Origin of the sequence: Curtobacterium sp. MCBD17_035 (genome assembly GCF_003234815.2) — a bacterium.
GTDB lineage: Bacteria > Actinomycetota > Actinomycetes > Actinomycetales > Microbacteriaceae > Curtobacterium.
Genome location: NZ_CP126279.1, coordinates 2,653,810 through 2,678,709, shown reverse-complemented (window position 1 = coordinate 2,678,709; position 24,900 = coordinate 2,653,810). Strand labels below are relative to the sequence as shown.

The 24,900-nt window shown below is 72.6% G+C and carries 21 protein-coding genes and 1 tRNA gene; 15 read left to right on the top strand and 7 right to left on the bottom strand.

Going from position 1 to position 24,900, the window contains the following annotated elements:
• Positions 1–7: 7 nt before the first annotated feature.
• Entirely contained in the window at positions 8–985 is a 978-nt protein-coding gene (locus DEI93_RS12585) for a hypothetical protein (RefSeq protein ID WP_111120225.1), read from the bottom strand.
• Here DEI93_RS12585 and DEI93_RS12580 point away from each other — a divergent pair.
• Positions 975–1,361 carry a hypothetical protein gene (locus DEI93_RS12580; protein ID WP_111120224.1) on the top strand — a complete coding sequence of 129 codons (387 nt, stop codon included), beginning with the start codon at positions 975–977 and terminating at the stop codon, positions 1,359–1,361. The genes DEI93_RS12585 and DEI93_RS12580 overlap by 11 nt on opposite strands.
• Before the next feature lie 281 nt (positions 1,362–1,642).
• The gene (locus DEI93_RS12575; protein ID WP_146244451.1) at positions 1,643–2,659 is read left to right on the top strand and encodes a hypothetical protein; all 1,017 of its coding nucleotides are present in this window, start codon (positions 1,643–1,645) and stop codon (positions 2,657–2,659) included.
• Positions 2,660–2,670: 11 nt separating this feature from the next.
• On the opposite strand, the gene DEI93_RS12570 is transcribed toward DEI93_RS12575, so the two are convergent.
• A complete protein-coding gene (locus DEI93_RS12570; protein WP_111014246.1) occupies positions 2,671–3,165 on the bottom strand; it encodes a MarR family winged helix-turn-helix transcriptional regulator in 495 nt (164 codons plus the stop codon).
• A 53-nt stretch (positions 3,166–3,218) separates the two neighbouring features.
• Here DEI93_RS12570 and DEI93_RS12565 point away from each other — a divergent pair, with 53 nt between their 5' ends.
• From DEI93_RS12565 to mfd, 4 genes are all read left to right on the top strand, one after another.
• Positions 3,219–4,007, top strand: coding sequence for an alpha/beta fold hydrolase (locus DEI93_RS12565; RefSeq protein WP_111120222.1), 789 nt, complete (start codon positions 3,219–3,221; stop codon positions 4,005–4,007).
• Positions 4,008–4,207: 200 nt separating this feature from the next.
• Positions 4,208–4,792, top strand: coding sequence for a 50S ribosomal protein L25/general stress protein Ctc (locus tag DEI93_RS12560; RefSeq protein ID WP_111011437.1), 585 nt, complete (start codon positions 4,208–4,210; stop codon positions 4,790–4,792).
• Positions 4,793–4,813: 21 nt separating this feature from the next.
• Positions 4,814–5,398: an aminoacyl-tRNA hydrolase gene (gene pth / locus DEI93_RS12555; protein WP_111120221.1), complete on the top strand. Its 585-nt coding sequence runs from the start codon at positions 4,814–4,816 to the stop codon at positions 5,396–5,398.
• A gap of 112 nt (positions 5,399–5,510) precedes the next feature.
• Positions 5,511–9,104 (top strand): transcription-repair coupling factor, encoded by a 3,594-nt coding sequence (mfd, locus tag DEI93_RS12550; protein WP_111120220.1) that lies wholly within the window; start codon positions 5,511–5,513, stop codon positions 9,102–9,104.
• Positions 9,105–9,201: 97 nt separating this feature from the next.
• Here the strand turns inward: mfd and DEI93_RS12545 are convergent, their stop codons facing one another.
• The 3 genes from DEI93_RS12545 to DEI93_RS12535 form a co-directional block, all read right to left on the bottom strand.
• Positions 9,202–10,374 (bottom strand): Na+/H+ antiporter NhaA, encoded by a 1,173-nt coding sequence (locus DEI93_RS12545; RefSeq protein WP_111120219.1) that lies wholly within the window; start codon positions 10,372–10,374, stop codon positions 9,202–9,204.
• A gap of 102 nt (positions 10,375–10,476) precedes the next feature.
• Positions 10,477–11,262: a hypothetical protein gene (locus tag DEI93_RS12540; RefSeq protein WP_111120218.1), complete on the bottom strand. Its 786-nt coding sequence runs from the start codon at positions 11,260–11,262 to the stop codon at positions 10,477–10,479.
• Complete coding sequence (locus DEI93_RS12535) at positions 11,259–11,837, bottom strand: RNA polymerase sigma factor (RefSeq protein ID WP_111014239.1); 579 nt, start codon at positions 11,835–11,837, stop codon at positions 11,259–11,261. Before DEI93_RS12535 ends, DEI93_RS12540 begins: the two co-directional genes overlap by 4 nt.
• A 75-nt stretch (positions 11,838–11,912) precedes the next feature.
• On the opposite strand from DEI93_RS12535, the gene DEI93_RS12530 reads away from it, so the two are divergent.
• The 9 genes from DEI93_RS12530 to DEI93_RS12490 all read left to right on the top strand — a co-directional run bounded on the left by DEI93_RS12530 (position 11,913) and on the right by DEI93_RS12490 (position 20,643).
• On the top strand, positions 11,913–12,653 hold the full coding sequence (locus DEI93_RS12530; RefSeq protein ID WP_111120217.1) for a MazG family protein: 741 nt from the start codon (positions 11,913–11,915) through the stop codon (positions 12,651–12,653).
• 284 nt (positions 12,654–12,937) lie between these two features.
• Positions 12,938–14,185 (top strand): histidine--tRNA ligase, encoded by a 1,248-nt coding sequence (gene hisS, locus DEI93_RS12525; RefSeq protein ID WP_111011430.1) that lies wholly within the window; start codon positions 12,938–12,940, stop codon positions 14,183–14,185.
• A gap of 64 nt (positions 14,186–14,249) precedes the next feature.
• Positions 14,250–15,533, top strand: a complete 1,284-nt coding sequence (gene eno / locus DEI93_RS12520) for a phosphopyruvate hydratase (protein ID WP_111011429.1) — start codon at positions 14,250–14,252, stop codon at positions 15,531–15,533.
• A 251-nt stretch (positions 15,534–15,784) separates the two neighbouring features.
• Positions 15,785–16,360, top strand: coding sequence for an FtsB family cell division protein (locus tag DEI93_RS12515; protein ID WP_111011428.1), 576 nt, complete (start codon positions 15,785–15,787; stop codon positions 16,358–16,360).
• A 121-nt stretch (positions 16,361–16,481) separates the two neighbouring features.
• Positions 16,482–17,030 carry a DUF501 domain-containing protein gene (locus DEI93_RS12510; RefSeq protein WP_111011427.1) on the top strand — a complete coding sequence of 183 codons (549 nt, stop codon included), beginning with the start codon at positions 16,482–16,484 and terminating at the stop codon, positions 17,028–17,030.
• A gap of 36 nt (positions 17,031–17,066) precedes the next feature.
• The gene (locus tag DEI93_RS12505; RefSeq protein ID WP_111011426.1) at positions 17,067–18,629 is read left to right on the top strand and encodes an NAD(P)/FAD-dependent oxidoreductase; all 1,563 of its coding nucleotides are present in this window, start codon (positions 17,067–17,069) and stop codon (positions 18,627–18,629) included.
• A gap of 141 nt (positions 18,630–18,770) precedes the next feature.
• Positions 18,771–18,843 (top strand) — tRNA-Leu (locus tag DEI93_RS12500).
• A gap of 53 nt (positions 18,844–18,896) precedes the next feature.
• Positions 18,897–19,997, top strand: coding sequence for an acyltransferase family protein (locus DEI93_RS12495; protein WP_111120216.1), 1,101 nt, complete (start codon positions 18,897–18,899; stop codon positions 19,995–19,997).
• Positions 19,998–20,367: 370 nt separating this feature from the next.
• On the top strand, positions 20,368–20,643 hold the full coding sequence (locus DEI93_RS12490) for a hypothetical protein (protein WP_111120215.1): 276 nt from the start codon (positions 20,368–20,370) through the stop codon (positions 20,641–20,643).
• An 86-nt stretch (positions 20,644–20,729) separates the two neighbouring features.
• On the opposite strand, the gene DEI93_RS12485 is transcribed toward DEI93_RS12490, so the two are convergent.
• Positions 20,730–22,439: a class I adenylate-forming enzyme family protein gene (locus tag DEI93_RS12485; protein WP_111011423.1), complete on the bottom strand. Its 1,710-nt coding sequence runs from the start codon at positions 22,437–22,439 to the stop codon at positions 20,730–20,732.
• A 110-nt stretch (positions 22,440–22,549) separates the two neighbouring features.
• Positions 22,550–24,550: a hypothetical protein gene (locus tag DEI93_RS12480; protein WP_111120214.1), complete on the bottom strand. Its 2,001-nt coding sequence runs from the start codon at positions 24,548–24,550 to the stop codon at positions 22,550–22,552.
• Between the last annotated feature and the right edge of the window lie 350 nt (positions 24,551–24,900).

Sequence of the window (24,900 nt, the reverse complement as noted above, 5' to 3'; positions counted from 1 at the left end):
GATGTCGCTACTGCGCGGCGATCCCGGCGAAGGTGTCGAAGGACGCCTTGCGCTGGTGTGACCAGGTGTAGAGCCCGAAGTCGCCGTCCTGGCCGTCGTCCTGCCAGCCGTAGAGGAACACCGGCCCGACCTGCGGGTACTGCGCGGCGATCTGGTACAGCTCCTTGATGGTCTCCTGCTGCTGTGCGACGGAGAACGCCGGGTAGTTGCCGTCCGAGCCGGTCGGCATGCCGCTCTCGGTCCACCAGATCGGCTTCGAACCGTCCCCGTACTGGCGCATGACGGCGAGCAGGTCCGGCAGGACGGACAGCAGGTTGTAGCCGCCGTCTGCGGTCATCGGCATCACCGGGTAGGTGTACGGGTGCAGGTTGACGGCGTCGAACCAGCCCGCCGCACCGTTCCAGTACATCTGGCGGATGAAGTCGATGGGGTTGTAGTCGTTGCCCTGGGGGCCGCTCCCCGAGACCTGCCGCCCGAACGGTGCCATGCCCGCCATGAGCACGGTGGCCTGCGGGTCGGCCTGGTGGATGATGGGGTACACCGTGCGCAGCAGACCGGCGTAGGCAGCGGGGTTCGCGTGGCCGCCCGCCCACGTCCAGCCGAGGTTGACCTCGTTGCCGATCTCGAAGTCGTGGATGCCCCCGGCCGCGAGGCGCCGCACGGAGTAGGTCATCCAGCCGTTCTGCGCCGAGTACCCGGCGGATTCCGGCATGGATGCCGTGCCGTCACCGAAGATGACCTCGACGTTGAGACCCGCCATCCGGGCCTGCGTGATCGTCTGGTCGGAGGCGCCGCCGTGCCCGGTGGGGTTGCCGGCGTAGTTGTAGTCGAGCCGGACCCACTGCACGCCCGCGGAGCGCATGTCCTGGAACACCGAGCGCGCTCCACTGGCGGACATCGTGTTGATCTCCGACTCGTACAGGCCGCCGGGCGAGATGCCCTTGCCGTGCACGATCCCGGATGCTGCGGCGGTCGTGGCCGTCACTGCCGACGCCGGTACCGCCGACGCGCTCGCGGCGGCCGTGGTCGCGGTGATGGTGCGCGGGGCGGGCGACGCAACGTCCGCCCGCACTACCGGGGTGGCCGTCGTCGGCGCGGGCGACGCCGCCGCGGGGGCGGCAGTGGCACTCGGCTTCGAGGAGGCGGTGGTCGCAGCGTCGGCGGTCGTGCCGCCCTGGGGCAGCGCACATGCCATCAGCGCCACCGACGACGCCACCGCGGCGACCGTCACCGGGAGCGCCCAGCGCACGCGGCGTCGGGCCGAGCGGTCCGTTCCGCTCGTCGTGGTCTCGTTCATGGTCGGGTCCGTGTTGTCCATGGGCTCGTTCCTCCCTGAAGGTCGTGAGCGACCAGAAACGTAACGGTTTTCCGTACCCCCGGATTCGGCTGATTCTCAGGCACGCCTGTTGACTGCCGAGCGCGGATGTGAGGGTCCGTGGAGCGCCCTGTCACCTGTTCGGGGGTCAGGCGAATTACCTGTACGAGTTCGCAGGATCCGATTCGCTCGGACAGGTCGCGCACGGCCTCGCGACCCGGTCGGGGGGCACCTTTGCAGGGCGGCGACGTCCGCAGCGGTGGATGCGGCGCGAGCCGGCGGGTGATGCGCGAGCCGGCGGTCGCGGCGTGGGGCAGACTCGGCGGCATGGACCCCGAGCAGCTCGCCGCCGTCGCGCGCGAGCTGTACCGGCGACGCCCCGAGGACTTCGTCGCCGAGCGGACCGCGCGGGCACGCGACCTCCGGAAGCGTGACCGGGCCTTGTCGGACGGCGTGAAGGCGCTCCGCAAGCCCTCGCCCGCCGCGTGGGTCGTCGACCTGCTCGCGGCGCAGGGCGCCCTCGACGACGCGGTCGACCTCGGACCGGCGCTCCGCGCTGCGCAGGAGCAGGCCGACCCGCGGGCGATCAGCCAGCTCCGGCGCGAGCGGGCCTCGCTCGTGGCGTCGCTCACGGATGCCGGGGCCGATCTGGCGCGCGACGCCGGGCACGAGCCGTCGGACGTCGTGCTCGAGCAGGTCGGGGCGACGGTCGAGGCGGCCATGGCGGACCCCCGTGCGGGTGCTGCCGTGCGGTCCGGGATGCTCGTCCGCGCGCTCGAGGCCGTCGGGTTCGAGCCGGTCGACCTCGACGGCGCCGTGGCGGTGCCCGAGGCGGTGCCCGACATCGACGGGAGGGACGCCGAGCCGGAGCCGGAGCCCGAGCCGGAGCCCGACGCGGAGCCGGAGCCCGAGCCCACGCCGCCCCGCCGTCCGCACGGCGGCACCGGCCGTCCGCGCCGCGCGACCGGTGGCGATCCGGCGGACGCGCCCCGGTCCTCCCGTCCGACCCAGGGCGACGACAGCGACGACCACGACCACGACCACGACCACGTCCGCCAGGAGGCCCGGGCGGCCGAGGCGGCGGCGCGCGACGCCGCCCGGGCCGCCGACGACGACCTCGAGCGCCTCGAGGACGCGCTCGACGACGCCGACCAGCGCCGTCGTGACCTCGAGGGGCGCCGGCACGACCTCGAGGAGGAACTCGCCGCGGTCCGCCGGGACCTCGACGACGCCGAACGGGAGACGCAGCGGCTCGAGGACGATCGCGACGCCGCGGAGGAACGCGCGGACGAGGCGCGGACGGCGCTCCGGCGGGCCCGCGCGCACCGGCGCCAGGTGGGCTGAGCCCGCGTCTGTTACCGGTCGTCCTCCGGCGTGTCCGAGCCCACGCGGGCACCACCGTCGGCACCACCATCGCCGTCGGCGCTGCCCCCGTCGTCGTCCTCGCCGAGCAGCCGGCCGAGGATCGACGTCAATGCCGCCCGGTCCGCCTCGTCGAGGGGCGCGAACAGCGTCGCGAGCGTCCGGTCCGCGGCCTCCTGTCCGGCTACGAGGAGCCGTTCACCCTCGGCGGTGAGTTCGTACCGAACCCGGCGGCCCACCCCGGGATGGCGCTCGACGAGGCCCCGCGCGGCCATGCGCGTCGTGAGGGTCCCGAACGCCTGGTCGCTCTGGAACGTCACGAGTGCGAGCGCGTGCGCCGAGGCCCCGGGGCGGGTGGCGATCGCGCGGAGGGCGTCCCACTGGGCGAGGGTCGTCCCGACACCGTGCAGGGCCGCGTCGACCGCACGGTGGTCACGCCACTGCGCCTGTTTCACCATCCGGCCGAGTCGTCGCAGGTCCGTCGTCATGGTGCTACCGTATCAGCAGCATTAGATAAACATGTTGAGACAGGAGCGACACCATGGACATCACCCTCGACGAACGCGGCACCGACGGCCCCCTCGTCCTCGTGCTGCACGGCGGCGGCGGCCCCGCGACGGTGGCGCCCTTCGTGGCGCACCTCGCCGACACGCACCACGTCATCGCACCGACGCACCCGGGGTGGAACGGCACCGACCGTCCGGACGACCTCGACACGGTGCGGGCGCTCGCCGGCGTGTACCTCGACCTGCTCGAGCAGCGCGACGCCCGGAACGCCGTGCTCGTCGGCAACTCGCTCGGCGGCTGGATCGCGCTCGAGATGGCCGTCCAGGCGGCAGAGCGCGGCTCGGACGCGGTCGGCGCGCTCGTCGTCGTCGACGCGGTGGGCGTGACGGTGCCCGACGAGCCGGTGCGCGACTTCTTCGCGCTCGACGCGCGCGGGGTGGCGGAGTACGCCTGGCACGACCCGGAGCGCGGGTACCTCGACCCGGCGACCCTCTCGGACGAGCGCCGGCGCGTCCAGGCGGCGAACATGGTCGCGCTCCGGACCTACGCGGGCGGCGCCGCCATGGCCGACCCGACCCTCGCCTCCCGGCTCGCCGACGTGCGGGTCCCGGCGCTCGTCCTGTGGGGTGACAGCGACCGCATCGTCACCCCCGCGTACGGGGCCGCGCTCGCGGATGCGTTGCCCGACGCGCGGTTCGTCGTGGTCGAGGCGGCGGGCCACCTGCCGCAGCTCGAGCGCGCCGACGCCACGTTGGCCGCGGTCGACGCGTTCGTGACCGCGCTCCCGACGCCCGGCGCGGACGAGGCGCACGACATGCGCTAGAGTGACCGACTGGACTTCGGCGAGGGTCGTGCGCAGGCGCGGCCGTGATCGACGCGGTAGGAGATCCGGTCCCGTGCTTCGTGCGGGTGACCGGCGGTGGCCCCGGATCACGGGCCCTCCTGGCGCTGTGACGCGTTCGAGTCGAACACACTGACCGACGACGGCCGCATGGCGGTCGTCCCCACCCAGGAGGCACCACCATGGCCGACCAGTACCAGCTCGCCGCCGAGCACCGCACCGCATTCGGCAAGGGCGCGGCACGCAAGCTCCGCGCCGCCGACAAGATCCCCGCCGTCGTCTACGGTCACGGCACCGACCCGCAGCACGTCACGCTGCCCGGGCACGACACGATGCTCGTCGTCCGCCGCGCGAACGCGATCATCGAGCTCGACATCGAGGGCGCCACGCAGCTCGTGCTCGTCAAGGACGTCCAGCGTGACCCGGTGCGGCAGATCATCGAGCACATCGACCTCGTCGTGCTCCGTCAGGGCGAGCGGGTCACCGTCGAGGTCCCCGTGGTCGTCGAGGGCGAGTCGGCTCCGGGCACCATCCACGTGCAGGACGAGTCCACGCTGTCGCTGGTGGTCCTCGCGACGAACATCCCGCAGCACGTCGTCGTCGACGTCACGGGCCTCGAGGACGGTGCCCAGCTGCACGCCTCGGACATCACGCTCCCCGAGGGCGCCGAGCTCGACACCGACCCGGAGGCCCTGGTCGTCAGCATCAGCACGCCCCGCGGTGCCGGTGACGAGGGCGACGAGGCCGGCGAGGACGCCGCGGAGTAGTCCGCGAGCCTCCCGACGCCCATGGCGGAACGAACGCTGCTCGTGGTCGGGCTCGGCAACCCCGGGCCCGACTACGCCGGCAACCGGCACAACGTCGGACAGATGGTCCTCGACGACCTCGCGGTGCGGATCGATGCGACCTTCCGGAAGCACAAGACCCCCGCGCAGGTCGCCGAGGGCCGCACGGCCCCGGGTGGGCCGAAGCTCATCCTGGTCAAGCCCGCGTCGTTCATGAACACGTCCGGCGGCCCGGTGTCGGCTGCCCTGTCGTTCTACGGTCTGACGCCCGCCGATCTCGTGGTCGTGCACGACGAGCTCGACCTGCCGTTCGACACGCTCCGGCTCAAATCCGGTGGCGGGCACGGCGGGCACAACGGGCTCCGCGACATCATCAAGGCCTGCGGTACGAACGAGTTCGCGCGGGTCCGCGTCGGCATCGGCCGCCCGCCCGGTCGGCAGGACCCGGCCGACTACGTGCTCCGCGACTTCTCGTCGACCGAGCGCAAGGTGCTGCCGTCGCTCCTGGCCGAGGCCGCCGACGCGGTCGAGGCGATCGCGACCGACGGCCTCCTCGCCGCGCAACAGCGGTTCCACGCGCCGGCCTGACCGTCGTAGGACGACCGGGAGGCTCGGTGTGCGCCCGTCACCTCCCTCCCGTTCGCCCACAGCACGCGGCGGGCCGGATCGCCTGTCGGAGGGCGCCGGTACCATCGGATGAGTGACGATCTCGGGCATCATCCCTGCGCTCTCGCGCGCCTCCGCGTTCGATCGTGTCCTCGCCGCCGCCCCGCGTGACGCCGACTTCTCCGTCGTCGACGGCCTCCGCGTCCCGTTGCTGGCGGCACTGCTCGCCGAGCGGGACGGCCCGCAGTGCGCCTTCGTGATGACCGCCACCGGGCGCGAGGCCGAGGGCGTGCGTGACGCCGTCCGGTGCTACGTGCCCGAGGCCGAGGTCCTCGAGTTCCCGGCGTGGGAGACCCTGCCGCACGAGCGCCTGAGCCCGAGCGCGCAGACGGTCGGCACGCGCATCAACACCCTGCGGCGCCTCGCCGACTGGCAGGCCGCCGCCGACCGGGGCGAACCCCGTGGGCCGATCGTCGTCGTGGCGAGCGTGCGCGCCGCGCTCCAGCCCATCGCGGACAACATGACCGCGATGGCACCCCTGGTGCTCCGGACGAACTCGCGGGGCAACGACCTCACGCAGCTCGCCGGCGCCCTCGTCGACCTCGCCTACGCCCGGGTCGACCTCGTGTCCCGCCGTGGCGAGTTCGCGGTCCGCGGCGGCATCCTCGACGTCTTCCCTCCGACGGCCGACCACCCGGTCCGCATCGACTTCTTCGGCGACGAGATCGACGCGATCAAGGCGTTCAGCGTCGCGGACCAGCGCTCGACGGACGAGGACCTCGGGCAGGTGGAGCTCACCGCGAGCCGCGAGCTCCTGCTCGGCGAGAGCGTCCGGCAGCGGGCGCGCGAGATGCTCCACGAGTTCCCGAGCCTGTCCCAGATGCTCGCCAAGATCGCCGAGGGCATCCCGGTCGAGGGCATGGAGTCCCTCGCGCCCGCCCTGGTCGACCGCCTCGTGCCCGTCACCCACTACCTGCCGTCCTCGGCGGTCGTCGCGGTGTTCTCGCCCGAGCGTGTCGTCGCCCGGGCGCACAGCCTGGCCGAGACGAACCAGGAGTTCCTGCAGGCCGCGTGGAGTGCGGCGACCGCCGGGGCGCAGGCCCCCATCGACCTCGACGCCGGCAACTTCCTGTCCCTCGGGGCGCTCAAGCAGTCCCGCGGCGACCGCACCTGGTGGACGGTGTCGCCGTTCGACTCCGGTGCCGACCTCACCGACGAGCAGGCGGTCGAGTCGGCGGGCGACTACCTCCGCGTGCCCGCCGAGACCGTCCCGAGCTTCACCGGCAGCGCCGAGGGCGCGATCGAGCACGTCGCCGAGCGCACGCGGGACGGCTGGTCCGTCGTGGTCACCGCGCAGGGCGCCGGTCTGGTCGAGCGTGCCGTGCAGGTCCTCGCGGACGCCGGCGTCGCCGCCCGGGTCGAGGACGTCACCGAGCCCCCGGAGCCCGGCGCCGTGCTGCTCACGACCGCGTCGGTCGAGCACGGGTTCGCCGTGCCGGAGCTCCGCCTGCTCGTGATGTCCGAGGCCGAGTTCTACGGCCGGAGCGCCCAGCAGGGAGCCCGGCAGGTGAAGAAGCTCGCCAGCCGCCGGAAGAACGTCGTCGACCCCCTGCAGCTCAAGCCGGGTGACGTCGTCGTGCACACCACGCACGGGATCGGCAAGTTCGTCGAGCTCGTCTCGCGCGAGGTCTCGTCGGGTGGTCGGAACGCGGTCAAGACGCAGCGCGAGTACCTCGTGCTCGAGTACGCGCCATCGAAGCGCGGGTACCCGGGCGACAAGCTCTACGTGCCGACGGACCAGCTCGACCAGCTCTCGCGCTACGTCGGCGGCGAGGCCCCGACGCTCAGCAAGATGGGCGGCAGCGACTGGGCGTCGGCCAAGAGCAAGGCGCGCAAGGCGGTCCGCGACATCGCGGTGGAGCTCGTCAAGCTCTACTCGGCGCGGATGGCGTCGAAGGGCCACGCCTTCGGGCCGGACACCCCCTGGCAGCGTGAGCTCGAAGAAGCCTTCCCGTTCGCCGAGACGCCCGATCAGCTCACCACGATCGACGAGATCAAGGCCGACATGGAGCGGCCGATCCCGATGGACCGCCTGCTGTCCGGCGACGTCGGCTACGGCAAGACGGAGGTCGCGATCCGCGCCGCGTTCAAGGCCGTGCAGGACGGCAAGCAGGTCGCGGTCCTCGTGCCGACCACGCTGCTGGTCCGCCAGCACTTCGAGACCTTCCAGGAGCGCTTCGCCGGGTTCCCCGTGCACCTGCGCGCCCTGAGCCGGTTCCAGAGCGAGAAGGAATCGAAGGAGACCATCGCGGGCCTCGCCGACGGCACGGTCGACATCGTGATCGGGACGCATCGCATCCTGTCCCAGCAGGTGCAGTTCAAGGACGTCGGCCTCGTGATCATCGACGAGGAACAGCGCTTCGGCGTCGAGCACAAGGACCAGCTCAAGAAGCTCAAGACGAACGTCGACGTCCTCGCCATGAGCGCGACCCCGATCCCGCGGTCACTCGAGATGGCCGTGACCGGCATCCGCGAGATGTCGACCCTCGCCACCCCGCCCGAGGACCGCCATCCGATCCTGACCTTCGTCGGGCCGCAGTCGGACATGCAGGTCGCGGCGGCGATCCGGCGGGAGCTGCTCCGCGAGGGCCAGGTGTTCTACGTGCACAACCGCGTCAAGGACATCCAGGGCACCGCCGCGCACCTCGCCGAGATCGTGCCCGAGGCCCGGATCGCGGTCGCGCACGGCCAGATGTCCGAGCAGGCCCTCGAGCAGGTGATGGTCGACTTCTGGGAGCGCAAGTTCGACGTCCTCGTGTCGACCACGATCATCGAGACCGGCCTCGACATCGCGAACACGAACACCCTCATCATCGACCGCGCCGACAAGTACGGGCTGTCGCAGCTGCACCAGCTCCGGGGTCGTGTCGGCCGCGGGCGCGAGCGCGGGTACGCGTACTTCCTCTACGACGCCGACAAGCCCCTGTCCGAGACCGCGCAGGACCGCCTCGAGACCATCGCGGCGAACAACGAGCTCGGTGCGGGCATGCAGGTCGCCCTCAAGGACCTCGAGCTCCGCGGAGCGGGCAACCTGCTCGGTGGCGAACAGTCCGGTCACATCGCGGGGGTCGGGTTCGACCTCTACCTCCGGATGATCGGCGAGGCCGTCGGGCAGTTCCGCGGCGACGTCGCCGAGGGGCAGACGGAACTCCGCCTCGAGCTCCCGGTCGACGCCCGCATCCCCGACGACTACGTCGAGAGCGAGCGGCTCCGGCTCGAGGCGTACCAGAAGCTCTCGGCCGCGTCGGCTCCTTCGGCGCAGGACGCCGCGATCGACATGGTGCTCGACGAGCTCACCGACCGGTACGGCACGCCCCCGAAGGCGGTCACGACGCTCATCGAGGTCTCGCGGCTCCGGCGCATGGCGCAGCAGGTCGGCCTGTCCGACGTCGTCGTGATGGGGTCGAACCTCCGGGTCGCGGGCAAGGAGCTCGCCGATTCCCAGCAGGTCCGGCTCACCCGCATGTTCCCGGGGTCGCGGTGGTTCGCCCAGCAGAACGCGACGAGCATCCCGCTCCCGAAGCGGAACGGCGAGCCGCTACCGGACGATGCGCTCATCGACTGGGTGGAGTCGATCCTCACGGCGATCTACGGCGCGAACGTGCCGGAGCAGGCGCCGGCCGCGTAGGCGGGGGCGGGACCGCCGGTCGGGAGGCACGGTACGGGCCCGCCCCGCGCCTCCCGTCCGGCCGGCCGGCGGCGGAACCGCCGGATCGTGCTCCCGGTCAGGGCGCGCCGGGAGCGGCCGCGCGCTCGGACCGAGCACGGCGTGCCCCGAGCGCGACGACGACGGCCGACGCCACCATCGCGACGCCCGAGCCGACGAGGACCGCGAGCGTGCCCTGGTCCGCGACCTGCGGCGTGCGCACGAACGCGAGTTCGTTCATGAGCAGCGAGACGGTGAACCCGACCCCGCCGAGGACGCCGACGGTGGCGACCGCCGAGAGCGACAGCGTCGGGCGCTCAGGATGCCGGAACACATGGGTCGCGACCCCGCCGAAGAGCGTGATGCCGACGACCTTGCCCACCGGGAGTGCGAGCACGATCGCCCAGAACGCCGGCGACAGCGCACCGAACCCCACTGCGGGCACGGCGACCGCGGCCGAGGTGAACGCGAACACCGGCAGGACGACCCCGTTCGACCAGGGTTCGACAGCGTGCCGGACCGTGTGCCCGGCGCGCCGGGGGAGCACCAGACCGAGCGCCACCCCGGCGATCGTCGCGTGGACCCCCGAGTGCAGGACGAGCCACCACGTGACGACGCCGAGCACGACGAGGCCGACCACGATCCACGGCCGGGCGCGCCCGACGCGGCGCAGGGACCGGGCCAGCACCGCGAACGCCGCGAGGGCCACGACCGCCAGCCCGAGGAGTCCCAAGTCGGTGCCGTGCGCGAAGACCACCGCGATGATGACGATCGCGATGAGGTCGTCGAGCACCGCGAGCGCCAGGAGGAACACCCGGAGGCGTGACGGCAGCCCGCGGCCGAAGATCGCGAGGATCCCGAGCGCGAACGCGATGTCGGTCGCGGTGGGGATCGGCCAGCCGTGTTCGAGCCCGCTGCCCTGCGTGACCGCCAGGTAGAGCACCGCCGGCACGACGACGCCCCCGACGGCGGCGATCGCGGGCACGATCGCGGTCCGGGGATCCGACAGCTGCCCGATCGTCAGCTCGTGCTTGAGCTCGATCGCGATGAGCAGGAAGAACGCGACGAGCAGCCCGTCGCTGACCCAGTGTGCGATCGACAGGTCGAGTCCGACCGCGGACCAGGGTGTGTGGAGCGCCAGCAGGTGCTCGAGTCGTGGCCCGAGGGGGGAGTTCGCGGCGGCGAGTCCGAGGACCGCGGCGGTGAGCAGGGCGACGGCGCTGAAGCGCTCGGAGCGGACGATGGCGGGCACGGTGACTCCGTCTCGTTGGGGTCGGTCGATGGTCCGTCGACCAGACTTCCCGACACGCCACGCCGACGCTACCAGGCGACGGCGGCGTGGTCGGGGCTGCGTTCACCTGGTGCCGTGGGGGGAGGGCGAGGCCGTCCGGACGGGGTCGAGGTCGTCGATGTACCGCTGGTCGAGCGGTACCCCCGGGAGTCCCACGATGACCGTGGTGTGCCCGATGACCGTTTCACCGTCGGACTCGTACACATCGACCGTCGCGGTCTCCTCGGCCAGGTCGACGTCGTTCCAGAACACCCAGCCCTCGCGGCCGTTGTCCGCCGTCGCCGGGACGAGGTCGGGGTGTCCGTGCTCGTTCTCGACGCCGTACGTCTGTCCCTCGGCATTCAGGCCCCACACGCTCGTGACCGAGCTGGCGTACCGCAGGACCGCGCGCCACCGCGTGCCCGGCGAGGCCTCGATGCTGAACCGGGACCGACCCTCCGCTGGTGTTCGGCCATCCGTGACGTGCATGCTGCCGCCGTCGCGACAGCTGTACCCGGCGCCGCCGCCGTCGACCGTCGACACCTTCACCATCCCGACGTGGTTGAGGCAGGTGATGTCGACGATCACCGCGCCCGCCCTGTCGGGCGCCTTCCCGATGTCGACCAGGGCCGGCCCGGTGTGCGTCGCCGTGGTGGCGGCCCCGATCGCGGCGGTCGTCGTGGACCCGGGCACACCAGACGCCACGAGTGCTGCCGCACTGGTGGTCAGACCGACCGCCGCGACGCCGACGAGGGCAGCCGTGACGCGTGCTCGGCGCTGGCGGCGTTGGAGGCCGCTGGCCCGCGTCCCGATGGCAGCGAGCTCGGCTCGGATGGCGAGGGCGGTCTGGGGCTGCATGTCGATGCTCATGGGTTGCTGCCTTCCGGTGCGGTTCGGATGGACGGGTCGAGGTCGTGCAGGTCGTCGCGGAGGCGTCGGCGCATGCGGTGGAGGCGGACGCGTGCGGCGGGCGGATTGAGGCCCACCGCTTGTGCCGCCTCCCACACCGGCATGCCCTCGAGGCTCGTCAGGACCAAGAGCGCTGCATCGACCGGGGAGAGCGCGCGAACGGAGGCGCGCAAGCGATCGCGGACCTCGAGGTCCTCCGCGTCGACCGCTGGCGTCGTGTCGTCGTCCCGCGGGAGCTCGTCGAGCAACCGGCGGTACCGGGCGGTCGCCCGACGATGGTTCCGCGCGAGGTTGACGGTCGTGACCAGCAGCCACGGCACGACGGAGCCCGCAACCAGGACGACGGTCCTCCGCTTCCGCCAGAGTTCGTAGAACGCTGCGGCGGTGACGTCCTCGGCGTCGTGCGGCGTCTGCAGCAGGCTTGTCGCCCGTCGGTAGACACGCGGACGGTGCCGATCGAACAGCGCAGCGAAGGCGGCGCCATCGTTGCGCTGCGCCAGGACCCAGAGCGGGCCGTCGTCCGGTTCGTCCTCCACACTGAGTAGTGTCCGGCCGCCCCGCTGGCGTTACACGTCCGCTCGACGTCCACACGCGAGGTGCGACGATGGAGCATGACCCCGCATCAGGAGGACCAGGCCGACCCCGCCGACCGAGCCGCAGCCGTCCAGGCCCTCGCCGCGGTGGTCGATCGCTTGCTCGCGCCGGACGACGGCTGCGTGTGGAACCGAGCGCAGACCCACCGGAGCCTGGCGGCGTACGCGGTCGAGGAGTCGTACGAGCTCGTCGACGCGATCGACGTGGACGACGACGTCGAGATCCGCGAGGAGCTCGGCGACGTGCTGTACCAGGTCGTGCTCCACGCGGGGATCGCCGAGCGTCGCGGCGCGTTCACGCTCGCCGACGTCGCCGAGCACGCTCGCGAGAAGATGGTCCGCCGCCATCCGCACGTGTTCGGCGACGAGCACGCGGAGACGTTCGCCGACGTGGTCCGGGTGTGGCGCGCGGCGAAGTCGGCCGAGAAGGCAGCGCGCACGAGCGTGTTCGACGGCGTGCCCCGGGCGATGCCCCCACTCGAGCGGTCCGTGAAGCTCCTCGAGCGGATCGACGAGCACGGCCTCGGTTCCGTGCCCCTCGCGCAGGCCGTCGCGGGCGCCGCTCGGCAGGACCGTACGCCCGGGGTGACCGACGGCGCGGACGGTCACGGTGCCGTCGACCCCGCGTGGGGCGGTGAGCTCCTCGACCGGATCGCGGCGGCCCGGGCGGACGGGGTCGATCCGGTGGCGAGCCTCCGCGCTGCGGTCGTCGCGCTCGAGGCGGCTGGCCGCGCGACGGAGCGCGAGCGGTCGCGCTGAATGCAGCGGGGCTCCGAGCGCGACCTGGGGCCCGGGCGTCGGACGCATGGCGACACGACGAGGTGAGGGCGCCCTCCCAACCCGAAAAGGAGGGCGCCCTCCGCGCGGCGACCGCGGCACGCAGCCGCCACGCCGGACGCGGGAGTCCGCAGCACTGGCCCCCCGCGGCCCGCCACGCGGGCGGACGATCGACCACCGTGATGGATCAGTGGAGCGGTGATCGACTGGAATACAGCATATCATCGCCGACGGCGCGGCGGCAAGCGCTCTGCGAAGATGGGGCCATGGCGACTGTCGTGACGGCTCCCCGCGGGATGCGGGACTTCCTCCCAGCCGAGAAGGCGCGCCGTGACCACGTGCTCGGCGTGATCCGTGGCGTGTACACGCGCCACGGCTTCGACGAGATCGAGACCCCCGTCGTCGAGGACGCCTCGCGGCTGCACGCGGGCCTCGGCGGCGACAACGAGAAGCTGGCCTTCGCCGTGATGCGTCGGGGGCTCACCGTCGAGGACCTCCGCGTCGCCGAGGCGCCGCTCGACCTGGCCGACCTCGGACTCCGGTTCGACCTCACGGTCCCGCTCGCCCGGTTCTACGCGAGCCACCGTTCCGAGCTGCCGACGGTGTTCCGGTCCGTGCAGATCGCGCCCGTCTGGCGCGCGGAGCGTCCGCAGAAAGGCCGCTACCGGCAGTTCGTGCAGTGCGACATCGACATCCTCGGTGAGGCCGGGCCGCTCGCCGAGATCGAACTCATCCGCGCGACGACCGACGCCGTGGACGCCCTCGGCATCACCGGGACCACCATCCGCGTCAACGACCGGCGGATCCTCGTGGCGCTGCTCGGCTCGTGGGGCGTCGACGGGCCCGATGCCGACGCCGCCCTCGTCGTCGTCGACAAGCTCGACAAGATCGGCCCCGACGGCGTCGCGCGCGAACTCGTGGCACTGCCGGGGCTGGCCGGACACGACGCCTCCGAGCTCGAGGCCGTGCTGCGCGACCTCGCGACGGCCGACTGGGACAGCGTCGTGGGCGCCGACTGGCTCGACGCCGAGGCGTTCGGGGACCTGCAGGCCCTGCGTGCGGCCCTGCCCGGCGTGCGACTGCAGTTCGATCCGACGCTCGTCCGGGGCATGGGGTACTACACGGGCACCATCTTCGAGGTCGCGCACCCCGACTTCGGGTACAGCCTCGGCGGTGGTGGGCGGTACGACGGCATGATCGGGCGCTTCCTCGGCCAGGACGTCCCCGCGGTCGGGTTCTCGCTCGGGTTCGAGCGCCTCGTCGACCTCGTGACGCTGCCCGAGGACGCCACCGCCGACGCCGTCGTGCTCGTCCACGACCGCGACGTCCCGCCCGCCCGCCTCGCCGCGCTCAAGCAGGACGTCCTGGCCGGCCACGCCCGGGTGCGCCTCGAACGCCGGACCAAGAACATGAAGAACCTGTTGGCCGGGCTCGCCGCCGCGGGGTTCACCGCCTTCGCGACGGTGGACACCGACAGCACCCTCGAGGACCTCGCCTTCCGACCGCTCGAGTGACCCCGCTCGCTAGGATCGGTCCCGGATTCGTCCAACCACCACTACCGCTTGTTAGGAGTACCCCGTGGCCGTGATCGATGCCGTTGGAGCACGCGAAGTCCTCGATTCCCGAGGCAACCCGACCGTCGAGGTCGAGGTGCTCCTCGACGACGGCGTGGTCTCGCGCGCCCTGGTCCCGTCCGGCGCCTCGACCGGCGCGTTCGAGGCCTACGAGCTGCGTGACGGCGACGCCGGACGCTACGGCGGCAAGGGCGTGCTCAAGGCCGTCGAGGGTGTCCTCGACGAGATCGGCCCGGCGCTCGAGGGCTTCGACGCCACCGACCAGCGTCTCGTGGACGCGGCGCTCATCGAGCTCGACGGTACCGAGAACAAGTCCCGCCTCGGCGCGAACGCGATCCTCGGCGCCTCGCTCGCGGTCGCCCGCGCCGCGGCGGACTCCGCCGACCTGCCCCTGTTCCGCTACCTCGGCGGCCCGAACGCGCACACCCTGCCCGTGCCGCTCATGAACGTCGTCAACGGCGGCGCCCACGCCGACACGAACGTCGACATCCAGGAGTTCTTCCTCGTGCCCTACGGCGCGTCGTCCTTCTCCGAGGCCCTCCGGTGGGGCGTCGAGACCTACCACGCGCTCAAGGGCGAGCTGAAGAAGCAGGGGCTCGCCACCGGCCTCGGCGACGAGGGCGGGTTCGCCCCGGAGCTCGCCTCGAACCGCGCCGCGCTCGACTTCCTCGTCGCCGCGATCGAGAAGGCCGGGTTCACCCCCGGCAAGGACATCGCGCTCGGCCTCGACGTCGCCTCGACGGAGTTCTACGCCGACGGCACGTACGCGTTCGAGGGCGGGCAGCTCTCGAGCGAGGAGTTCACGCAGTACTTCGTGGACCTCGTCGGCAACTACCCCCTCGTCACCATCGAGGACCCGCTCGCCGAGGACGACTGGGAGGGCTGGACGCACTTCACCGCCGAGCTCGGGTCGAAGGTGCAGATCGTCGGTGACGACCTCTTCGTGACGAACCCGAAGCGCCTCGCCAAGGGGATCCAGGAGCGGGCGGCGAACTCGATCCTCGTCAAGGTGAACCAGATCGGCACCCTGACCGAGACCCTCGACGCCGTCGCGCTCGCACAGCGCAGCGGCATGACCGCGATCCTGTCCCACCGCTCGGGCGAGACCGAGGACACGACGATCGCCGACATCGCGGTCGCGGTGGACGGCGGCCAGATCAAGACCGGTGCGCCGGCCCGCTCGGACCGCGTCGCCAAGTACAACCAGCTCCTCCGGATCGAGGAGGAGCTGGGCGACGCCGCCGTGTACGCCGGCCGCAGCTCGTTCCCGCGCAGCGCCCACCTGTGAGCTGAGCACCCGCTGGTCCGGACCGTCGGACCAGCGGATGCCGCTCCGGCCCCTGGGCCTCCCGACCGGGAGGCCCAGGGGCCGTTCCGTGTGTCGGCTGGTGGACGACGCGTCAGTGGAATCACCGGTGTGAGCACGGGCGCGGGAGGCAGTGCCCGGCGTCCTCGGTGGTCGGTTGCGCGTGGGATGGGGGACGGGTCCGGACCGTGCCGCTGCCCGGACCGGACCGGCGCCCGGGTTATCGTCGCTCCATGCCCTCGACGAAGCCCCGCGTCCGTCGCGTGCCGATAGCGATGCCCGCCGCCACGAGTCCGTCCGGCGCCTGGTTCCGGAACATCCGGTTCTCGGGCTTCAGCGTCCTCATGCTCGGCATCGTCGTGCTGTTCGTCGTGGTGCTCGCGCCGTCGCTGCGGACGCTGATCCAGCAGCAGCAGGAGATCGCGCAGAAGGAGCAGCAGGTCGCCGCGCAGCGTGCGGACGTCGCGACGAAGAAGCGGGACGTGGCGCGGTGGGACGACCCCGCCTACATCGAGGCCCAGGCGCGCGACCGCCTGCTGTACGTGTACCCGGGCGAGACGAGCTACCTCGTCATGGGCGCGGGGAGCGGGTCCTCGTCGGGCTCGACCAGTGCCGTGACGACCGACTCGGGCACCCCCGTGAGCTCGAAGCTCCAGACGCCGAAGGTCGACTGGGTGCAGGCGATGTTGTCGTCGGTGCTCGAGTCCGGGCTGACCGAGAAGACGACGTCCGAGCTCGTCGCCCCGGACGTCTCGGGCAGTGGGACGCCGACCACGGGTGCGACCGCGGGCACGGGCGCCGGGCGCTGATCGCTGATCGCTGATCGCTGATCGCTGATCGCTGATCGCGCGGGCATCGCGCGCCGACCTGCGGGTACCCAGCGCCGGACGGCCCGAGGACGGATCGTGCACCGGGTAGGATCACCGTCCCGTGGCAACTCCTCCGTTCGATCCGCCCACCGCCCGTGACGTCGCCGTCGTCTCGGCCCAGCTCGGGCGTCCCGCGCGTGACGTCATCGGCATCCCGGCGCGCTGCGTGTGCGGTGCGCCGACGGTCGTGGCGACGCAGCCCCGGTTGTCGAACGGCACGCCCTTCCCGACCCTGTACTACCTGACGCACCCCGCGGCGACGGCCGCGGTGTCGACGCTCGAGGCGACGGGTGCGATGCCGGAGCTCGCGGCCCTCCTCGAGGAGCAGTCCGTGGCCGACGCGTACGGTGCCGCGCACGAGGCGTACCTGGCGGACCGCGAGTCGATCGAGGTCGTCGCGGAGATCGCGGGGGTCACCGCGGGTGGCATGCCGAACCGGGTGAAGTGCCTGCACGCGCTCGTGGGGCACGCCCTCGCCGCGGGGCCGGGCGTGAACCCGATCGGCGACCTCGCGCTCGAACGGGCGGCCTGGAGCCCCGAGCGGTGCGCCTGCGTGACGTACGATGGGGTGGACGACGGCGGAGTCGGGGTGGGCGGAGGCAGAGAGTAAACTCTCGGCAAACCCCCATCCAAGGAGACATCACTCGTGCCCAAGATCCTCATCGTCGGCGGCGGCTACGCCGGCTTCTACACAGCATGGAAGCTCGAGAAGGCGCTCCGCCCGGGCGAGGCCGAGGTCACGATGGTGGACCCGCTGCCCTACATGACCTACCAGCCGTTCCTGCCGGAGGTCGCGGCCGGGTCGATCGAGCCGCGGCACGCGGTGGTCGCGCACCGTCGGCACCTCGGCAAGACCCGTGTCGTCACGGCCAAGGTCACCAAGGTCGACCACGCCACGAAGACCGCGACGATCACGCCGCAGGTCGGCGAGCCGTGGGAGGAGACCTACGACACGCTCGTCATGACCGCCGGTGCCGTCTCGCGCACGTTCCCGATCGCCGGCGTCGCCGAGGAGGCCATCGGCCTCAAGACCATCGAGGAAGCCGCCGCGATCCGCGACAAGATCCTCACGAACTTCGCGAAGGCCGCGAACCTGCCCGCCGGCCCGGAGCGCGAGCGTCTCCTCACCGTCGTGGTCGTCGGCGGTGGCTTCGCCGGCATCGAGATCTTCGCCGAGCTGCGGTCGTTCGCCACGAACCTGCTCCGGAACTACCCGACCATCTCGTTCGACGAGACCCACTTCCACCTGGTCGAGGCGATGGGGCGCATCATGCCCGAGGTCTCCCTCGAGACCAGCCACTGGGTGCTCAAGAACCTCGCCGAGCGCGGCGCTGAGGTCCACCTCGACACGCAGCTCGCCTCGGCGGTCGGCGGCGTCTGCCAGTTCAAGCCGAACGAGGGCGAGATCCAGACCGTCGAGTCCGACCTCATCATCTGGACCGCGGGTGTCATGGCGAACCCGATGGTCAAGGGCACCGACCTCCCGCTCGAGCCGCGCGGACGCATCCGTGTGCAGCCGGACCTCCGTGTCGTGGACGACAACGGGATCGTCGCGGACGCCTGGGCCTGCGGTGACGTCGCGGCGGTGCCGGACCTCACGGGCGGCGGTGTGGGCGGCATGTGCGTGCCGAACGCCCAGCACGCGGTCCGCCAGGCCAAGCAGCTGGCGAAGAACCTCGTCGCGGTCATCCGCGGTGAGGAGCCGAAGGACTACAAGCACGAGAACCTCGGCGCGGTGGCGGGCCTCGGCCTCGGCATCGGTGTGTTCCAGTCGGGCAAGTTCGCGATGAAGGGCTTCCTCGCCTGGGGCGCGCACCGCGGGTACCACGGCCTGGCCATGCCGTCGTGGGAGCGCAAGGTCCGCGTGGTCGGCGACTGGCTCACCGGCACGATGTTCGGCCGCGACATCGTCTCGCTCGACGACCGCGAGACCCCGCGTGCCGCGTTCGAGACGTTCGCGTCGCGCCCGAAGCCCCCGATGCCCGAGGCCGGTACGCCCGAGGGTGCGTCGGGCCCGGTCTACGCGACCCCCGCCGACGACGTCTCGAAGGACGTCAAGAAGGACGACGCCGCGCCCGCCGCGAAGACGACCACGCGCAAGCCGGCCGCCAAGAAGGCCGCCGCGCCGAAGGCCGACGCCGCTGCCGCGGCCCAGCCCGTCGCCGAGCCGGCCGCGGAGTCGGCGCCGGTCAGCGCGAAGGCGGAGTAGCCGACTCCGTCCGCGCCAGCGGATCGACCACGATCGAGGCGGTCACCCCACGGGGTGACCGCCTCGTCCGCGTCCGGGGTGCCGACGATCTAGGCTGGAACGCGTTCCCGAGCAACGCTCGGTGCGCGGCTGGCCCGCGCCGCCCCCGTGGCCCAACGGCAGAGGCATGCGACTTAAAATCGCCGAGTTGAGGGTTCGAATCCCTCCGGGGGCACCGAACACCGCCGGCGCCCCCGCGACGGCCCGTCACCCCCTAGGCTGCGGATCGTGACGACCCGAACCCGAACCGCGTCGACCCGAGACGCGACCCTCGACATCGCCCGTGGCATCGCGATCACCATGATCGTGCTCGGCCACGTCCTGCGCGGACTGGCGTCCGCACACCTCCTCGACCGCCACGCGGTGGGCTACATCGACACCGACCGACTCCTGTACAGCGTGCACCTCACGGTGTTCGCGTTCATCAGCGGCCTGTTCGTCGCTCGCGCCGTCGATCGTGACGGCGTTGGCCGGTACCTCCGCAGCCGCGACGTGCTGTTCATCTACGTCTACGTCGTGTGGTCGCTCGTGCAGGGCGTGGTGAAACTGGCAGCCGGCGCCCTCGTGAACTCGCCCACGAGCATCACGAGCACACTCGACCTGCTGCACCCGGACGGGCAGCTCTGGTTCCTGCCGTGGCTCGTGGCCGTGTCGACGGTGGCCGCGCTCGTCCGCCCGTGGCGGTCCCGTGCCGTCATGATCGCGAGCATCGTGGGGGCGCTCGTCGTGAGCATCGCGGGCTGGGGCACCGACCTGGGGGTCGCCCTCGTCCAGGGCCTCGGGATCTGGGTGTTCTTCTTCCTCGGCGTGTGCATCGGCGCGCGCCGCGTGATCGAGTTCATCGCGCGCGTGCGGCTCCCCGTGGTGGGTGTCGTCGCGCTCGTCGGGACCGTCGCCTTCGTCGCCCTGGTGTTCGGCACGTCCGAGGGCACGCCGACCCCGAGTGCCGGCGACCACCACGGGGTGGTGGCGGTCGCGCTCGGTCTGCTCACGACCCTGGTCGGCCTCGTGGCGGTGATCGCGGTCTCCCGGCTGCTCGCGGCCGTGTCATGGCTGACCTGGGTCGGTGCGGTCGGCCGCCGCACGCTCGAGATCTTCCTCGCCAGCATCACGTTCGCGTCGGGCACCCGGATCGTCCTGTCGCACCTCGGCGTCCAGGACCCGGTCGTCCACGTGGTCGTCGGCACGCTCGCGGGCGTCGTCGGTCCGATCCTGCTCGGCATCGTCCTCGAGCGGCTCCGGTTCCCCTGGCTGTTCACGGCGCCTTCGCGGCTGACCGGCACGCGTGCCTCCGTGACACCACGCGCGGACGTCCCAGCGCACCGCTGACGCCGCCCTTCGGGACATTGCGCACATCACCGGCATTTCGTATACCGCCGATTGGGTTTCCGCGGTCGGCTCGTGCGACGATCGTTCGCCACGGAACGGGGAAGGGGACCATGGTGTGGGGGACGATGATGAGCCGGATGGCGAACGGGTTCCGGCACGGCGTGTACGTCGGGATCACCGGGGATGCAGCGCGAGCCACATCGATGCGAGTGGCGGTGAGATCGAGGCGACGCACTCGGCGTACTCCGTCGAGGCGAGCACGGACGACGACCGACAGGACGCGGTTGGGGGCCTCCAGGTAGCGGCGGCAGCCGAATCGTTCATCGGCCCGCTTCCTGCCCCGCGGACACTCGCCGAGTACGACACAGTCGTGCCCGGCGCTGCGGCGCGGATCGCCGAGGCTCACCTCCGACGTGAGGCGGTCGACGCGGACGCACTCGAGCGTCTGAGCGCCGCGGAAGCGACAGCCGTTCTCATCGGCGCGTTCGGTGCGCAGGCCCTGACGCTCGGCGGACTCGGTGCCGCAGTCGTGTTGATCGCCGCCGGTGACCCCGGGTGGGCCTGCACCGTCGGGGTCCCCGCCGTCCTGGGTGGTGCGGCACAGCTCGCCGCGGCGATTCGTCGGTCCGCCGACGGCGACCATTGAGGTCTCGGGGCTGCAGCACCGTCAGCGGCGCGGTCGGGAGGCGCGGGGCGAGCCGGTCCCGAGCCTCCCGACCGGTGGGCAGTGGGTCAGGGCGCGATGAGCAGCCCGGCCGCGTGGTCCTCGGCCGCCGTCGCCTTGGCGACGTAGTGCACCTTCTTGCCGGTCGCGTTGTAGGGGATGCTGTCGACGAACCGGTACAGCCGGGGGCGCTTGTAGCGGGCGAGCGCGGGGTGGGATCCGGTGAACGACTCGAGCGCGGCTGCCGCTGCCGCGTCGTCCTCGGGCAGACCGTCGCCGGGCCTGCGGACGACGTAGGCGGTGACGACCTCGCCCCACCGCTCGTCGGGCACGCCCACGACGACCGAGTCGGCGACGCCGGGGTGCTCCCCGAGCACGGCCTCGACCTGCACCGGGTGGACGTTCTCGCCGCCGGAGATGATCATGTCGTCCTTGCGCCCGACGATCGTCACGCGCTCCTGGGTGTCCCAGGTGGCGAGGTCGCCCGGGTAGAACCAGCCGTCCGAGAACTTCTCGTCCTCGAGCTGCGGGTTCCGGTACGAGTAGCCCGACTTGACGGTGCGGACCGCGAACTCGCCGATCTCGGTGCCGTCCTTGGCGACCGTGTCCGTCGGATCGGCGAGGCGGTCGGCGTACACCTGGACCACCGCCACGTCGTCGTCGGTGGACGCACGGCCGGTGGAACCAGCGCCGTCGGGGAAGTCCTCCGGCCGCAGGAACGTGTTCCAGAAGGTCTCGGTGGTGCCGTACCCGTTGAAGATCCGCGGGGTCAGCAGCTCCTGGAACCGCAGCGCGGCGGCACGGTCGAGCGGTGCGCCCATCGTGACGATGCCGTGGAGCGACGACAGATCCCGGGCGTGGCGTTCCTGCGCGTCGGCGAGCTGGACGAGGTTCGTCGGGGCGCCGATGAGGAACGTCAGCCGCTCGGACTCGACGAGGTCGAGCACTGCGTCCGCGTCGAAGTGCCGGAGGGTGGTGAGCTCCGCTCCGACGTAGAACACGGGGTTGGGGCCGCCGGAGTACAGGCCACCTCGGTGGAACAGCGGCGACATGTTGAGCGTCTTGTCGAACGGCGTCAGCGGGAAGTGCATGATGACGTCGTGTGCGCTGAGCACCTCGACGAGGCTCGGCAGCGGCACGGGCTTCGGCCGTCCGGTCGTGCCGGACGTGTACAGGCGTGTGGTCTCGTCGTAGGTGGTCCGCGGCCGTGCGTCGTCGCGCTCCGCGAGTTCGAGGTGCGTGACGGGCTCGGCCGCCAGCAGGGTCTCGAACGACTCGGTGTCCGCGGACGTCCCGTCGGCCCCGACCACCACGACCCGCGCGGGAGCGTGGGTGGCGGTGGCGAGCGCGTCGGTCATGTCCCCGGTCCGCGCGGCGTCGTGGAGGAGCACGACCGGTGCCGAGTCGTCGATGATGTACGCGACCTCGGCGGGGGCCAGGCGGAAGTTCGTGGGCGAGAACACGGCGCCGATGCGGTGGCACGCCAGGTACGCGATCGCGAGCTCCGGACCGTTGAACAGCTCCGCCATGACGACGGCACCGCGTCCGACGCCGTTCCGGACGAGCCACCCACCGACGCGGTCGACGGCGTCGCCGAGCTCGGCGTAGGTCCAGGAGCGTCCGGAGGACGGATCACGCAGGGCCGGCCGATCGGCGAACCGGTGCACGTTGCGGGCGAAGCCGTTGGCGTAGGTGTACTGCCCCTCGAACACCCCGCGGAAGCGGGTGGGGTCGTACGGCGTCGTCGTGTCCGGTGTGCGGTCGGTGTCGGTGCTCATGGTCGCTCCAGCTCGTCGGCGCGTCGGCGGGCTCCGGCGCACCGTCCGTCAGCGTATCGCGGGGGACCGCCGGGGCGGGTCGATCCGCGGACGGCCGGTCGGGCCTCCCGTCAGTCGCGCAGGGCGGGCTCGACGACGTGGCTCCAGGTCCAGACGGCGACCGCCACCGCGGCGCAGCCGCCCATGGTGACCCCGACGGTCGCGAGGGACAGGTGCGTGCCGGTCGAGCCCGAGTACACGGCCACCGCGAGCGCCACGGGGACGGTCGCGACGGCGGCGTAGCGCGCGCGGGACGTCGCCCACAGTGCGGCGCCGGCCGACCCGGCGACGGGGAGGAGCGTGGTCACGACCGACCCGAGGCCGCCGACGCAGAGGGTGGTGGCGAACTCGGACAGGAACTGGTGCCAGAACCCCGCTCCGGCGCTGACGCTGCACAGGAGCCAGCCGATCGCCGCGAGCGCGAGGAGCGCGCCCGTCTGCACGGTCGCGCTCCTCGCGCTCGCCCCGTCGGTGCCCAGGGCGACGACCCTGCGCGGGAGTCGGACGTGCCGGTGCGGGAGTGGATCGCGTCCACCGCCGCCGACCGAGGGGACGACGAGCACGCCGAGCAGCACCGCGGGTGCGAGGTGCGCGCTGCGGGTGAGGAGGCACGCGACGAGCGCCGCGACCACGAGGGCCGGGGAGACCCGGACGACGACGGCGTCGCGGGACGGTCCCGCGCTCCATCGTGCGGCGACCACCACGGCGACCGCGAGCACGGCGGTCCCGAGGACGACCGCGATCGCGAGGCGGGCGTAGCGCGGCTCCGCGGCGATGCCGGTGGCGAACAGCGTCAGCAGGCTGGCGACGCCGGCCGACACGGACACCGCGGCCCACGTCGGGAGCGCCCCCGTGCCCTCGGCGGTCGGGGCGACGGGGCGGTTCCGCCCGGTCAACCGTGCGAGACGCCACCGGAACCGGCCGCGGGTGGACCGGGCGAGCAGGGTGAGCGGCACCGCGACGAGCACGAGGAACGCGGCGACCCCGACGAGCACCAGCACGAGGGTCCGCAGCGAGACGCTCGCCGGGATGCTCGGCACGTGTGCGTCGTAGGCGGTCGCCGCCGTCCAACCGTCGTCGGGTCGGGCGCCCGCACCGCCACCGCCGGTACCGCTCGTGTCGTCGCCGGTCGAGCCACCGGGTCCGCCGCCCGTACCGGACCCGGACCCGGACGCGCCGGACCCGGATCCGCCGGACCCGGGGCCACCACGGACCGAACCGCCCGGGAGGCCCGGTTCGGCCCGTCCCGTCGCGTGCGGTGACGAAGGCGCCGCGCCGGACGTGCCGCCCCCGTCACCACCGGACGACGTCGGACCGCCGCTCGGCGCGTCGGTCAGAGCGCCCCCGACGACCACCGCGCGCCCGGCCGACACCGGCGAGAGGTTCCCCGCCGCGTCGCGCTGCCCCGCCGCGAAGCTGCGTGTGCCGTCCGGGATGCTCGATCCGACCGTGGTGCACGACCAGCGGGTCGCGGTGACCGCGCTCTGGCACACCGGATTGCCGTCGACGTACACCGTGACCGTGTCGCCGGTCTCGCCGGTGCCCGCGACGGTGATTGGCTGCGCCCGGACGTGCGTGCCGACCGCGGGACGCGTGAGGACCGGGGCGACGGGCGCGGTGCGGTCGACGCTGACGGCCACCGGTGACGACGACGTGCTGCGCACGGTCGCGGCGAACCCCAGCGCCGGATCCGCGGCCTGGGTCGCCGTCATCGTCCAGGTCCCCGTCGTCAGGGCGTCGGGCCCGGCGGACCAGGAGACGTACCAGGACCCGTCGGAGGCGATCGTGGCCGTTCGGGAGGCGCTCCCGGCATCCACCGTCACCCGCGCTCCGGGGTACCCCGTGCCGGTCACGCCCCCGGTCGTCGGGCCCGTCGTCGTGACGACCGGCGGTGTCAGGACGTCGACGGGTGCGGCGTCGTCGGGCGCCAGGTCGTCGTGCGTCGTGGCGAGGACGGTGAAGACCTGGCGGGGCCCGGAGCGGACCGGTCCGGTGCACGCCCACGTCCCGTCGCCCGTCACGGTGGTCGAGCAGACCGACGCCGTGGGCGTGCTCGGGTCGGCGACGCGCACTCGGTCGTCCGGGGTCCCGCGGCCCGTGAACCGGCCGGTTCCGGTGGTGATGGCCGACTGGTCGTCGATCGACGGTGCGACCCGGCGTCGGAGCTGTCGGGCTCGCCGAGGCGGCAGGCGCCGCCTGCTGTGTGCCCGCCGGCTGGGTCGGCACGGCCCGGGACATGGTGGTGGTGATCGGAGCACGTGCCGTCGCGTCGGGCGAGGCGGCGCGTGCGGGAGCCGCCGCGGCGAGCAGGGCCACGACGACGGCGAGCGGCGCCGCGGTGACGAGTGCGACCCGTCGCCCCCGCAGGGCGCGCCGGCGCCGAGCGGGCGGTCGACGGACGACCGGCCACCCGACGGCCCCC